This window comes from Mycobacterium sp. 155, from assembly GCF_000373905.1.
Classification (GTDB): Bacteria; Actinomycetota; Actinomycetes; order Mycobacteriales; family Mycobacteriaceae; genus Mycobacterium.
On record NZ_KB892705.1, the window covers coordinates 1,828,379 to 1,841,890 of the forward strand.

General features: G+C 66.2%; 12 protein-coding genes. 3 read left to right on the plus strand and 9 right to left on the minus strand.

What is annotated here, in order from left to right; genetic code table 11:
- The first annotated feature begins 165 nt into the window (after positions 1–165).
- Positions 166–3,675, plus strand: a complete 3,510-nt coding sequence (gene car / locus B133_RS0108500) for a carboxylic acid reductase (RefSeq protein WP_018600396.1) — start codon at positions 166–168, stop codon at positions 3,673–3,675.
- Between the two features lie 183 nt (positions 3,676–3,858).
- Here car and B133_RS0108505 read toward each other — a convergent pair whose 3' ends face one another.
- The 4 genes from B133_RS0108505 to ruvC are packed head-to-tail and all read right to left on the minus strand — an operon-like array spanning position 3,859 to position 6,483.
- A complete protein-coding gene (locus B133_RS0108505) occupies positions 3,859–4,245 on the minus strand; it encodes a DUF1304 domain-containing protein (protein ID WP_018600398.1) in 387 nt (128 codons plus the stop codon).
- A gap of 5 nt (positions 4,246–4,250) precedes the next feature.
- Positions 4,251–5,306, minus strand: coding sequence for a Holliday junction branch migration DNA helicase RuvB (ruvB, locus tag B133_RS0108510; protein WP_018600400.1), 1,056 nt, complete (start codon positions 5,304–5,306; stop codon positions 4,251–4,253).
- Positions 5,307–5,341: 35 nt separating this feature from the next.
- A complete protein-coding gene (ruvA, locus tag B133_RS22540) occupies positions 5,342–5,929 on the minus strand; it encodes a Holliday junction branch migration protein RuvA (protein WP_018600402.1) in 588 nt (195 codons plus the stop codon).
- Positions 5,926–6,483, minus strand: coding sequence for a crossover junction endodeoxyribonuclease RuvC (gene ruvC, locus B133_RS0108525; RefSeq protein ID WP_026256152.1), 558 nt, complete (start codon positions 6,481–6,483; stop codon positions 5,926–5,928). Before ruvC ends, ruvA begins: the two co-directional genes overlap by 4 nt.
- A 116-nt stretch (positions 6,484–6,599) precedes the next feature.
- Here ruvC and B133_RS0108530 point away from each other — a divergent pair, with 116 nt between their 5' ends.
- Complete coding sequence (locus tag B133_RS0108530) at positions 6,600–7,271, plus strand: NAD(P)H-binding protein (protein ID WP_018600406.1); 672 nt, start codon at positions 6,600–6,602, stop codon at positions 7,269–7,271.
- Here B133_RS0108530 and B133_RS0108535 read toward each other — a convergent pair.
- Entirely contained in the window at positions 7,268–8,023 is a 756-nt protein-coding gene (locus B133_RS0108535) for a YebC/PmpR family DNA-binding transcriptional regulator (protein WP_018600408.1), read from the minus strand. The genes B133_RS0108530 and B133_RS0108535 overlap by 4 nt on opposite strands.
- A gap of 150 nt (positions 8,024–8,173) precedes the next feature.
- On the opposite strand from B133_RS0108535, the gene B133_RS0108540 reads away from it, so the two are divergent.
- Positions 8,174–9,037, plus strand: coding sequence for a hypothetical protein (locus B133_RS0108540; RefSeq protein WP_232423275.1), 864 nt, complete (start codon positions 8,174–8,176; stop codon positions 9,035–9,037).
- Between the two features lie 80 nt (positions 9,038–9,117).
- Here the strand turns inward: B133_RS0108540 and B133_RS0108545 are convergent, their stop codons facing one another.
- The 4 genes from B133_RS0108545 to pdxS all read right to left on the minus strand — a co-directional run bounded on the left by B133_RS0108545 (position 9,118) and on the right by pdxS (position 13,475).
- A complete protein-coding gene (locus tag B133_RS0108545) occupies positions 9,118–11,046 on the minus strand; it encodes a glycosyltransferase family 39 protein (RefSeq protein WP_018600412.1) in 1,929 nt (642 codons plus the stop codon).
- A 90-nt stretch (positions 11,047–11,136) separates the two neighbouring features.
- Positions 11,137–11,718, minus strand: a complete 582-nt coding sequence (gene pdxT, locus B133_RS0108550) for a pyridoxal 5'-phosphate synthase glutaminase subunit PdxT (protein ID WP_018600414.1) — start codon at positions 11,716–11,718, stop codon at positions 11,137–11,139.
- Positions 11,715–12,563, minus strand: a complete 849-nt coding sequence (gene tesB / locus B133_RS0108555) for an acyl-CoA thioesterase II (protein ID WP_018600416.1) — start codon at positions 12,561–12,563, stop codon at positions 11,715–11,717. The genes pdxT and tesB overlap by 4 nt, the downstream gene beginning before the upstream one ends.
- Complete coding sequence (gene pdxS / locus B133_RS0108560; RefSeq protein WP_026256153.1) at positions 12,564–13,475, minus strand: pyridoxal 5'-phosphate synthase lyase subunit PdxS; 912 nt, start codon at positions 13,473–13,475, stop codon at positions 12,564–12,566.
- Positions 13,476–13,512 lie beyond the last annotated feature (37 nt).

Here is a 13,512-nt window from a genome sequence, read left to right on the forward strand (position 1 = left end):
TGAAGCAGAATTTCGAGGCCACGGCGGATGTTCCCAAGATTCCCAGCGAATTGACAGGCTCTGAGCTGGCAGTATGGAAATAAGTTTAGTTCTACTAACGTAGTAATTGATTGAGCGCAACGTCGCGCCACTTGATACATAGCTAACTTCCAAAGAGGAATACCGATGACGACTGACACCTATGAGGGGCGGCTCGAGCGCCGTGTCGCTGACCTGGTCAGCACAGATCCGCAGTTCGCCGCCGCCGCACCCAGCGAGGCCGTGAGCGCTGCCGCCGACGCCGAGGGCCTGAAACTGCCCAAGATCGTGCAGACCGTCCTGCAGGGCTACGCCGACCGCCCCGCCATCGGTGAGCGCGCCGTCGAGTTCGTCACCGATCCACAGACCGGCAGAACCAGCGCCCAGCTCCTCCCCCGCTTCGACACCATCACCTACGGCGAGGTGTGGGAACGGGTGCGGGCATTGGCCAGCGCACTGCACCAAGCCGGTGTGGCACCTGGTGACCGGGTCAACATCCTCGGCTTCGCCAGCGCCGACTACACCGTCATCGACACCGCGCTGGGGCAGCTCGGAGCCGTCTCGGTGCCGCTGCAGACCAGCTCGTCCGTGTCGGCCCTGGCGCCGATCGTCATCGAGACCGAGCCCCGCGTAATCGCGGCGAGCGTCGACCACCTCAACGACGCCGTCGAGCTCGCGCTCACTGCGCACGCGCCGGCCAAACTGGTCGTCTTCGACCACCACCTCGAGGTCGACGACCACCGCGACGCCGTAGCTGCCGCGACAGCGCGGCTCACCGACGCGGGCCACCCCATCGTCGTCGAAACACTGGCCGACCTGCTGGCGCAGGGCAAGAACCTGCCACAGGCACCCGCCCCTGAATCCTCCGATGAAGACCTGGCCCTTCTCATCTACACCTCGGGCAGCACCGGCGCGCCGAAGGGCGCGATCTACCGGCAGAGCGCGGTCGCCAAATTTTGGCGCCGCAACTCCAAGGCCTGGTTCAGCCCGACAGCGGCCTCGATCAACCTCTGCTTCATGCCCATGAGTCACGTCATGGGCCGCGGCATCCTCTACGCGTCGCTGACCTCCGGCGGCACCGCCTACTTCGCGGCCCGCAGCGACCTGTCGACACTGCTGGAAGATCTGGCGTTGGTTCGGCCCACCGAGCTGAACTTCGTGCCGCGGGTCTGGGAGATGATCTTCAACGAGTTCCAGAGCAGGGTGGATCGCCGGCTCGACGGTGCGTCCGACCACGCCGCCGTCGAATCCGAAGTGATGACCGACATGCGCCAGAATCTGCTTGGCGGACGGTTCATTTCGGCCATGACCGGTTCTGCGCCGATCTCGGCCGAACTGAAAGCGTGGCTGGAGGACCTTCTGGGGATCCACCTGCTGGAGGGCTACGGATCGACCGAGGCAGGCATGGTGCTGTTCGACGGTGTGGTGCAGCGGCAGGCGGTCATCGACTACAAGTTGGTCGACGTCCCGGACCTAGGGTATTTCAGCACCGATAAGCCGCATCCGCGCGGCGAACTGCTGGTGAAGACCCAGAACCTGTTCCCCGGCTACTACAAGCGACCCGAGGTCACCGCGAGTGTGTTCGACGAGGACGGCTTCTATCGCACCGGTGACATCGTCGCCGAGGTCGGTCCCGATCAGCTGACCTACGTCGACCGGCGCAACAACGTGCTCAAGCTCGCACAGGGCGAGTTCGTCACCGTCGCCAAGCTGGAAGCGGTATTCGGCAACAGTCCGCTGGTGCAACAGATCTACATCTATGGCAACAGCGCCCGGCCGTACCTGCTGGCCGTGGTGGTGCCGACACAGGAGGCCCAGTCGCGGTACCAGCCCGCCGAATTGAAGACCGCGATCGCCGAATCGCTGCAGGACGTGGCCAAGACCTCCGGTCTGCAGTCCTATGAGATTCCTCGCGACTTCCTCGTGGAGACAACACCTTTCACGCTGGAGAACGGCCTGCTGACCGGCATCCGCAAGCTCGCGTGGCCGAAGCTGAAGGCGCACTACGGCGAACGGCTCGAGCAGCTCTACGTCGATCTGGCCGAGAGTCAGGCCAACGAGTTGCGCGAGCTACGGCAGAACGGCGCGCAGGCTTCGGTCCTGGAGACTGTCAGCCGTGCCGCCGGGGCCCTGCTCGGCGCCTCGACCGCCGATCTGCAACCGGATGCCCACTTCACCGATCTGGGTGGAGATTCGTTGTCGGCATTGACTTTCGGAAATCTGCTGCGCGAGATCTTCGAGGTCGACGTGCCGGTGAGTGTGATCGTCAGCCCTGCCAACGATCTGACGGCGATCGCGGCCTACATCGAGGCCGAGCGCGCCCCCGGCGCCAAGCGGCCGACCTTCACGTCAGTGCACGGCCGTGACGCGACCGAAGTACGTGCCGCCGATCTCACCTTGGACAAGTTCATCGACGCCGAAACCCTGGCCACCGCACCGTCACTGCCCAAGGCCGGTTCCGAGGTCCGCACGGTGCTGCTGACCGGTGCCACCGGCTTCCTGGGCCGTTACCTGGCCCTGGAGTGGCTGGAGCGGATGGACCTGGTCGACGGCAAGGTCGTCGCCCTCGTCCGAGCCCGTTCGAACGAGGACGCCCGGGCCCGCCTCGATGCCATCTTCGATACCGGCGACGCGAAACTGCTTGCGCACTACCAGGAATTGGCCGCCGATCACCTGGAGGTTGTCGCAGGTGACAAGGGCGAGGCCGACCTCGGCCTGGACCGCGAGACCTGGCAGGGCCTGGCCGACACCGTCGATCTGATCGTCGACCCGGCTGCATTGGTCAACCACGTGCTGCCCTACAGCGAATTGTTCGGGCCGAACGCCGTGGGCACCGCCGAGCTGATCCGGCTCGCAATGACCACCAAGATCAAGCCGTACACCTACGTGTCGACCATCGGCGTGGGCGACCAGATCACGCCGGGCAAGTTCGTCGAAGAAGCCGATGTCCGCGAGATGAGTGCCGTCCGCCGCATCGACGACTCGTATGCCAACGGCTACGGCAACAGCAAGTGGGCCGGCGAGGTCCTGCTGCGCGAGGCCAACGACCTGTGCGGGCTGCCCGTCGCGGTGTTCCGCTGCGACATGATCCTGGCCGACACGACGTACTCGGGCCAGCTGAACCTGCCCGACATGTTCACCCGGATGATGTTCAGCCTCGTCGCCAGCGGTATCGCCCCGGGCTCCTTCTACCAGCTGGGCGCCGACGGCGAACGGCAGCGGGCGCACTACGACGGTCTGCCGGTCGAGTTCATCGCCGAGTCGATCTCGACGCTGGGCGCGCAGGCAGTCGAGAGCTTCGAGACCTACCACGTGATGAACCCGTACGACGACGGCCTCGGGATGGACGAGTTCGTCGACTGGCTCATCGAGGCGGGCTACCGGATCGAGCGCATCGCCGACTACGGCCAGTGGTTGCAGCGGTTCGAAAGCACCCTGCGGGCACTGCCGGACAGGCAGCGTCAGGCGTCGTTGCTGCCGCTGCTGCACAACTACCAGAAGCCGGAGCGTCCGATGCTGGGTGCGCTCGCGCCGACCGATCGGTTCCGCGAAGCCGTGCAGGAAGCCAAGATCGGTCCCGACAAGGACATCCCGCACGTGTCGGCTCCGGTCATCGTGCAGTACATCACCAACCTGAAGCAGCTCGGGCTGCTGTAACACGCTTCCTCACAAGGGAAGGTCCCCTGATCGGCCGCGATCCCACCAGGAACGCGGCCGATCAGTCTCTCCGCGAGCAGACACTGCGGCACCCGACACGCCGTTGTTCCGGTGCCGCCGCGTCTGCTCGGCAGGGGAAGACGCACCCGACGGTATCGATCCCGTCCTCGTCGAACGCAGGCGTTAGAACGCCAAGCCGATCGCCACGAGCACCACCGCTATCAGCGGGAAGATGCCTTGCGTGATCGCGGCGCGAGCCTTATCCGGTGAGGTGGTAAGCAGAACCAGCGCCGCGGCGAGCATCGAGCCGACCCCGGCGAACACCAGGGTCACACCGACAGCGTTGTGCCCCAAGGCGATTCCCACGATACCGACCATGGTGACGATCGCCAGGAACAGGTTGTAGAAGCCCTGGTTGAATGCCAGTTCCTTGGTGATCTCAGCGGTTTCCGCAGTGGTACCGAAGGTCGCGCGGGTGCGCGGGGAGGTCCAGGTGAGCGATTCCATCACGAAGATGTAGACGTGCAGAACCGCAGCGAGGGCGGCGAAAACCGAACCGGCGACGACCATGACGACTATTCAAACAGCCCGGCCTGACCCAGACCGGTGATCGGCGGTTGCATGCCGAGGTGAGTCCAGGCCAGTGGTGTTGCGACCCGACCCCGTGGGGTGCGGGCCACCATCCCGGCCCGAACCAGAAACGGTTCGCACACCTCCTCGACCGTGGTGGCTTCCTCCCCGACCGCTACGGCCAACGTGGACACGCCCACCGGTCCCCCGCCGAAGCTGCGGGTGAGCGCGGACAGCACGGCCCGGTCCAACCGGTCCAGCCCCAACTCGTCGACGTCGTAGACCTCCAGAGCGGCTTTGGCGATGTCGCGTGTGATGACGCCGTCGGCACGCACCTCGGCGTAGTCACGAACCCGACGCAGCAGCCGGTTGGCGATCCGGGGTGTGCCCCGCGAGCGGCGAGCGATCTCCGCCCCGGCCTCGGCGCCGAGGGTGATGCCGAGGATGCCGGCCGAGCGAGCCAGCACACGCTCCAACTCGACCGGTTCGTAGAAATCCATGTGCGCGGTGAACCCGAAGCGATCGCGCAGCGGGCCGGTCAGCGCGCCGGACCGCGTCGTCGCACCGACCAGGGTGAAAGGAGCCACTTCCAATGGAATCGACGTGGCCCCAGGGCCTTTGCCGACCACCACGTCGACGCGGAAATCCTCCATCGCCAGGTACAGCATCTCCTCGGCCGGGCGCGCGATGCGGTGAATTTCGTCGATGAACAACACATCGTGCTCGACGAGGTTGGACAGCATGGCCGCCAGGTCGCCCGCCCGCTCCAAAGCAGGGCCTGAGGTGATCCGCAGCGAGGAGCCGAGCTCGGCGGCGATGATCATCGCCAACGACGTCTTGCCCAGACCCGGAGGACCGGACAACAGGATGTGATCCGGTGTGCCACCGCGGTTTTTGGCGCCTTCGAGCACCAACTGTAACTGTTCCCGCACCCGAGGCTGACCGATGAACTCACGCAGCGAGCGGGGCCGCAGACTGGCGTCGATGTCGCCCTCGCCGACGGTGAGCGCGGGTGTCACCTCACGATCATCGGGCTCCTCGGTGTCGTCGAACCGGCCCATCTACGTCTGCTCTTCGCGCCAGCGGCTCATCACCGCTACTTCTTACCAAGCATGGACAGCGCCGCCCGCAGTGCGGTCGACGTGCTCGCTTCGGGGTCGTTGGCAAGCACCTTGTCGGTGGCTTCCTCAGCTTGTTTGGCCGCAAAGCCAAGGCCGACAAGCGCTTCCACCACTGGCCCGCGTACCGCGTGGCCGACGGCCACACCCGCGGCCCCGGCCGTCACCACGCCGATCTTGTCGCGCAGTTCCAGCACCATCCGTTCGGCGCCCCGCTTACCGATGCCAGGCACCCTGGTCAGGGCGGTCACGTCGCCGTCGGCGAGGGCCTGGCGTAGCGCCTGCGGGTCGTACACGGCCAGTGTCGCCAGGGCGATCTTCGGACCGACGCCGGACACTCCGAGCAGCGTCAGGAACAAATCCCGAGCCTCTCCGTCGGCGAACCCGTAGAGCGTCATGGAGTCTTCGCGCACGATCATCGCGGTGATCAGCCGCGACTCGGCACCGCGGCGCAGGTTCGCCAGGGTGGCGGGTGTCGCCATCACCTTGTAGCCGACACCGGCGGCCTCGATGACGGCGTGATCGAGAGCGATGTCGATGACCTCGCCGCGGACCGACGCAATCATGCCCTGGCCGCCTTGAGCTTGGCCTGATACTTGCGGCGTTGCTCAGCAGCGAGCGCCTCAGCTGCGGCCATCCGGGCGAGCATCGGCGCCCGCCAGCAGTGGCAGATGGCCAGCGCGAGCGCGTCGGCCGCATCGGCGGGAGTCGGTTTAGCTTGCAGCGCAAGGATTCTCGTCACCATTTCGGTGACCTGAGCCTTGCCGGCCCGACCGTTTCCGGTGACTGCGGCCTTCACCTCGGACGGGGTGTGGAAATACACGTCGATCTTTCGGCGGGCAGCCGCCAGCGCGATCACGCCGCCGGCCTGGGCGGTCCCCATTACGGTCGATACGTTCTGCTGAGCGAAGACACGCTCGATGGCGATCACGTCGGGCCGATGAGTGTCCATCCAATACTCGACGGTGTCGCTGATGGTCAGCAGCCGCTGCTGCAGCGGGGCGTCGGCCGGCGTGCGAACCACGTCCACATCAAGCGCGATGACCTGGCGGCCTTTCCCGTTCTCGATCACCGACAGCCCGCAACGCGTCAACCCGGGATCGACTCCCATCACCCGCACGCGAACCCTTTCGTCAGAACATCTGTTCGAGAGCCTAGCGTGGTCCACCGACACCGCGCGGCAGGGACACGCGCGGCAGACTGTAGGCGCACCCGAAGAAGGCTGGAGGAAGCATCATGCGCGTCGTCATCGCAGGTGGACACGGAAAGATCGCCCTACTTCTGGAACGACTGCTGGCCGAGCGCGGCGATTCGGTCACCGGGCTGATCCGTAATCCCGCCCAGACAGCCGATCTGGAGGCCGCCGGCGCCCGGGCCGTCGTGCTGGACCTGGAACGCGCCTCGGTCGATGACGTCGCCGACGCGGTGCGCGGTGCCGACGCGGTGGTGTTCGCTGCGGGTGCCGGACCGGGCAGCGGCGCGGCCCGCAAGCAGACCGTCGACCGCGACGCGGCGATCCTGCTAGCCGACGCCGCCGAGGAGGCCGGGGTGACGCGGTACGTGATGGTCTCGGCGTTGTCCGCCGATGATCGGTCTCTCGACGACAGCTATGACGAGGTGTTCCGGGCCTACATGCGGGCCAAGGCCGATGCCGACGCAAATGTGCGGGCCCGCTCGGGACTGCTGACCACCATCGTGCGGCCGGGCGGGCTCACCGATGAGGCCGGCACAGGCAACGTGCGGATCGCTGAATCCACAGGGCGCGGCACCATTCCGCGGGCCGATGTCGCCGCGGTGCTGCTGGCAGTGCTGGACGCACCACAAACAGCCGGTCACACGTTCGAGGTGATCTCCGGTGAGACACCTGTCGCCGCGGCGGTAGAGGGATGTCGAACCCCGGCTAGCTAGTCCTCGTCGAGGGCCGCGGCAACATCGTCGGGGATGTCGACGTTGGTGTAGACCTCTTGCACGTCGTCGCTGTCCTCCAACGCGTCGACCAGCTTGAGCACCTTGCGTGCACCCTCAAGATCGACCGGAACCGTCACCGACGGCTGGAAGCTGGCCTCGGCCGAGTCGTAGTCGATACCGGCATCCTGCAGTGCGGTCCGTACCGCAACCAGGTCGCTGGGCTCGGAGATGATCTCGAACGCATCGCCCAGGTCGTTGACCTCTTCGGCGCCCGCTTCGAGCACGGCCAGCAGCACGTCGTCCTCGGTCAGGCCGTTCTTCTCCAGCGTCACCACGCCCTTGCGGGCGAACAGGTAGGCCACCGAGCCCGGATCGGCCATGTTGCCGCCATTGCGCGTCATCGCGACCCTGACCTCACCGGCGGCCCGGTTGCGGTTGTCGCTCAGGCACTCGATGAGCACCGCAACACCGTTGGGGCCGTAGCCCTCGTACGTGATGGTCTGCCAGTCGGCGCCGCCGGCTTCTTCACCCGCACCACGCTTGCGGGCCCGCTCGATGTTGTCGTTGGGCACCGAGGTCTTCTTGGCCTTCTGAATGGCGTCATACAGCGTCGGGTTTCCACCCGGGTCACCACCGCCGGTGCGCGCCGCCACCTCGATGTTCTTGATCAGCTTGGCGAATTCTTTACCACGGCGCGCGTCTTTAACGGCCTTCTGATGCTTTGTGGTGGCCCACTTGGAATGGCCGCTCATGCAGGTACGCCCTCTTTCTGGTGAAACTTCGGCTGCCCAGTCTACGTGGGCCGGTGCTGGGTCGCGCGCTGGCTTGGCCTGCGTAGATTTCGTCCGATCGGCAGACGTCAGTTCCGCAATATGCCGCGCCGGGCGCGTTACCGTACGCGAATGCCGGGCGGTTCATTCCATCCCCCACCGGGCTGGCCAGTTCCTCCCGGCTGGGAGCCGTCTGTGGGCTGGGAGCCTGATCCCTCCTGGCCGCCGGCGCCGCACGGCTGGCAATTCTGGACGAACACACCCCCGCCACACCCTCCTGCTCAGCCTGCGGCCCTCCGCCGGCGCCCCGCGCTGCTGTGGGCGCTCGGCGCAGTGGCGACGGTCGCGGCTGTCGTCGTCGGCGTTGTCACGGTCAACCACTTCAACCGACGTAACGGACCCGAGGTGATCGTGCTGAGGCCTGTTGACGCACAGGGAAACGTCCAGACCGGTTGGAGGCTGAATGTCGAGGATCGCGGCAACGATCCCATCGATTGCTCGCTCGGTTTGCCGTCACGTTACGACGTGGGCGGCTCGGTGCGATCATGCGGTGGGACAGCCGATTCCGGCGACGCCTGCTGGCCGGCAGCAGACAACGATCATGTGCTGTGCGTGCGTGATCCGTTCACCAACGTGGTCGATCTGATCCCCGCCAGTGGATTGAGCACGGCCCGCAAGCCAGCGAGGCATAGCTACATACCGTTTGCCTTAGTACTCGACGACGGAACCCGGTGCCGTGCCCGGATCGGCGGCGCGTGGGGCCATTTCGCTCAACAACCCGACTGGGTGGCCTACTACGGCTGCGGTACCAACGATGCGGACTTCACTGCAGTGTGGGGACCGCGGGACGACGGCGGCGACAGCGACGGTATCAGCCGAGACCACCGCAGATGGTCGGTGACAGTCGGCACCGAAGACGGCCCGCTGACCACCCATCGGGTGACCCAGGTGTACTACGTCGGCCTCGCCGGAGAAAACCCACCCGTCTCCAAGTGACGGCCGCCCGTCGGAGCCCGACGGACACGCATGCGCGGATAACGCCTGCTCGGGCCTATCCCGGCGTAGTGGCCGGGTGGCTACTTCTTCAGCGGGGCGCTCAGGTCGTAGACCGTGTCCGAGCCCACCTTGGTCGCGGTGAAGTTCGCCTTCACCCAGTCGGTGATCTCAGTGTGCGAGTTGTTGCCGAAGAAGCCTCCACCGTGGTCCTTGGTCTCCGGGAGGATGTAGTAGGTGATCTGCCGTTCGGCAACATAGGCTTGGAACTGTTCCAGCGTCGGCACCGGATCGGTACCAATGAAGCCACCGATCGCCATTACCGCAGTGTTGGTGGACAATTCGAGATTAGCCGCTGCCGAGGAGTGATTGACCGCCGCCGACCACTTGGTAGTGGTGCCCCGCAGCATCGCGTCCACTCCGGGATTGTCGGTGAACCAGCCGTGCCCGTGGTTGCCGTCGGGATCAGCCGGTCCGACGCTCGGGCCGCCGCCGGTGTGCGGCTGACCGAGAGTGGCCACCGTGTACGCCGTCGTCCCGGCGAACCCGCCGATCAGTGCCGCCGACAGTGCGGCGACCGCGAGGCCGCGGCTGCCCGCGCGCAACCCCCACAGCAGAACCACCGTGGCCAGCACGGCCACCGCCAGAATGGCCCACCGCAGCGGCGGCAGCCAGGACGCATTGCGGCCCAGGATCCAGAAGCTCCACACCCCGGTCGCCAGAAGCATTGCCGCCAAACCGATCTGCCCCAACCAGCCGTCGCGGCGGCGCCACATCTCGTGGATGCCGATGGCGAACATGGCCGCCACGGCCGGGGCCACCGACAGGCAGTAGTACGGATGCACGTTGGTCTTCATGAAGCTCAGCACCAGACCGTCGATCACCAGCCAGGTGCCGAACAAGATGGCCCCGGCCCGCACGATGTCGGTGCGCGGCGCCCGGCCGCGCGACACCAGCACCAGCACCACCGCCAACAGCGCCGCGGGGATCAGCCAGCCGATCTCGAAACCGAACTCACCGGTGAACAGCCGTGGCAGACCCTGGACCTGGTTGCCCCACCCACCGAAACCACCGTGGTGCTGAGCGGCAGCGGCGCCCGGGACGTTCGCCGGATCGGGCGCCAGGTGGGCGCCTGGCTTCATGCCGTAGTGGTTGTGGCCCAATACGCGGCCGAACCCGTTGTAGCCCAGCACCAGGTTCATGAAGTTGTTGTCGGTCGAACCGGCGAGGTACGGCCGCGAGGACGCCGGCCAGAGCAGCGTGAGCAGCACGAACCAGCCCGACGACACAAGGAACGCAACCAGCGAGCCCAACAAGTGCAGCAGCCGGCGGCGGATCGTGACGGGCGCTGCGATCAGGTAGACCAGCCCGACGGCCGGCATGACCATCAGCCCCTCGAGCATCTTGGCCAGGAAGGCGAACCCGAGCGCGACACCGGCGAGCGCCATCCAGCGTGCGCCATGGCTTCCCAGGGCCCGCACCGCGCAGTAAGCAGCAGCCGTCATCAACAGCACCATCACCGCGTCGGGGTTGTTGAACCGGAACATCAGCGCCGTCACCGGCATGAGAGCCAGCGCGGCGCCGGCCAGCAGAGCAGCGCGCGGTCCGCTGATCCGGCGCACTGCTCCGTAGAGCAGGCCGACCGCGGCGACGGCCATCAATGCTTCCGGGACGAGCATGCTCGCGCTGCTGAAGCCGAAGACCTGACCCGACAGCGCCATCACCCACTGCGAAACCGGGGGCTTGTCCACGGTGATGAAATTGTTGGAATCCAGCGACCCGAACAGCAGGGCTTCCCAGTTCTTGGAGCCGGCCTGCGCCGCGGCGGCGTAGAACTCGTTGCCCATCCCGTTGATGGTGATGTTCCACACGTAGACCACCGCGGTGACCAGCAATAGCGCGGGGAACGCGAAACGCTCCAGCCTCGCCACGTCCAATCGGCGGCGGGAACCCGGTTCGGCGTCATTGGTCGATTCGGGCGCATCGTCAAGCGTCGTCGTCACACGCTCCATTAAGACCCGCCCCGATTTGCCGAACCTATGTATCCGCCGGGGACTTCCTGTGTCTCGACATAGGCCCAGGTCAGCGGTTTGTAAGGACGGTCACAACGAGTCGACGAACAGCTTGTGGATGCGCCGGTCGCCGGTCATCTCCGGATGAAACGACGTCGCGAGCACCGGTCCCTGACGCACCGCCACGATGTGGTCGGCAGCCCGGGCCAACACCTGCACGTCAGGTCCTACCCGCTCCACCCACGGCGCCCGGATGAACACGGCATGTACCGGAGTGTCGAGACCCTCGAAGTCGATTTCGCCTTCGAAGGAGTCCACCTGTCGGCCGAATGCGTTGCGGCGCACAGTCATGTCGATGGCTTTCAGCGGCACTGCGGCGCGCCCCTCGACTCCGGCGTCGGCGATCTCGGTGGCTAGCAGGATCATCCCGGCGCAGGACCCGTAGCAGGGCAGACCGTCGGCAATGCGCGCCCGTAACGGTTCCAGCAGATCGAATTCCCGCAGCAGATGACTCATCGCGGTGGATTCCCCGCCGGGGATCACCAAGGCGTCAACCGCTTCCAGTTCGGACAGTCGACGAACCGTACTCGCCTCTGCCCCGGCCGCACGCAGGGCAGCCAGGTGTTCTCGGGTGTCGCCCTGAAGGGCCAGCACCCCCACATGCTTGGTCATTTTTCTTCCGAAGGCGTGAAATCCCGTTGGTAGCGGGTCAGCCCCTCTTGCATCACGGCCGCCACCATCTCGCCGGACCTGTTGAAGATCTTGCCCTGGGTCAAGGAACGCCCGCCGCACGCCGACGGCGACGATTGGTCGTAGAGCAGCCATTCGTCGGCCCGGAACGGCCGCATGAACCACATGGCGTGGTCCAGGGAGGCCACCATCAGATGCTTGCGCACACCGAGGTGGTTGACCTGTGCCGAGCCCAGCAGCGTGAGGTCGCTCATGTAGGCCAGCGCGCAGATGTGCAGCACATGGTCGTCGGGCAGCGGGTCGCGGTGACGGAACCACACCTGCTGCTGAGAGGCCTTGCCGGGCACCTTGTGCACCTGGTCGCGCGGCACGATGCGGACATCCCACTCGGCGAACTGCGCGAACCCGGCGTCGTCGAACGCTCCACCGGACCGAAAGCCGGGCAGATCATCCGGCGGTGGCGCCTCCGGCATAGCGTCCTGGTGCTCGATGCCGGTCTGGCGGGTCTGAAACGAGGCCGACATCGAGAAGATCGTCTCGCCGTGCTGGACGGCGAGGACCCGCCGGGTGCAGAACGAGCCGCCGTCGCGCACCCGCTCGACCAGGTAGACCGTGGGCGTGGTGGCATCGCCGGGGCGCAGGAAATAGCCGTGCAGCGAATGCACCTGGAAGCGCGGGTCGACGGTGCGCACCGCGGAGACCAGCGACTGTCCCGCTACATGACCGCCGAACGTGCGCTGCAGGAAACCCGACTCCGGGCTGAACACGCCACCGCGATAGATATTGACCTCGAGCTGCTCCAGATCGAGGATCTCTTCAATCGCCATTTACCAGCCGCGCTCGGCGAGCCGATGCGGCTGGGCGATGTCTTCCACGTTGATGCCGACCATGGCCTCCCCCAGCCCGCGCGACACCTTGGCCAGCACATCGGGGTCGTCGTAGAACGTGGTGGCTTTCACGATCGCCGCGGCCCGCTGAGCCGGGTTGCCCGACTTGAAGATGCCTGAGCCCACGAACACGCCCTCGGCGCCCAGCTGCATCATCATCGCCGCGTCGGCCGGAGTGGCGATACCGCCGGCGGTGAACAGCGTGACCGGCAGCTTTCCGGCCCGGGCCACCTCGACGACCAGGTCATACGGTGCCTGCAACTCCTTGGCGGCGACGTAGAGCTCGTCCTCGCTCAGCGACGTCAGCCCACGGATCTCCCCGCCGATCTTGCGCATATGGGTCGTCGCGTTGGACACATCCCCGGTGCCGGCCTCGCCCTTGGAGCGGATCATCGCCGCACCCTCGGTGATCCGGCGCAGCGCCTCACCCAGATTGGTCGCGCCACACACGAACGGCACAGTGAACTTCCACTTGTCGATGTGGTTGGTGTAATCGGCCGGGGTGAGCACCTCGGACTCGTCGATGTAGTCCACACCCAACGCCTGCAGGATCTGCGCCTCGACGAAATGCCCGATCCGCGCCTTGGCCATCACGGGAATCGTCACCGCCTCGATAATGCCTTCGATCATGTCGGGGTCACTCATGCGCGACACGCCACCCTGGGCACGAATGTCGGCAGGCACTCGCTCCAGTGCCATGACGGCCACCGCACCCGCGGCCTCGGCGATCTTCGCCTGCTCGGGAGTGACGACGTCCATGATGACGCCGCCCTTGAGCATCTCAGCCATGCCACGCTTGACGCGCGCGGTACCGGTCTGACTCGTTGCACCGTTCTGCACCGCCCCAGCAATCCCCCGATCGCTGCGCTCTTGCCCGCCGATTTCCACT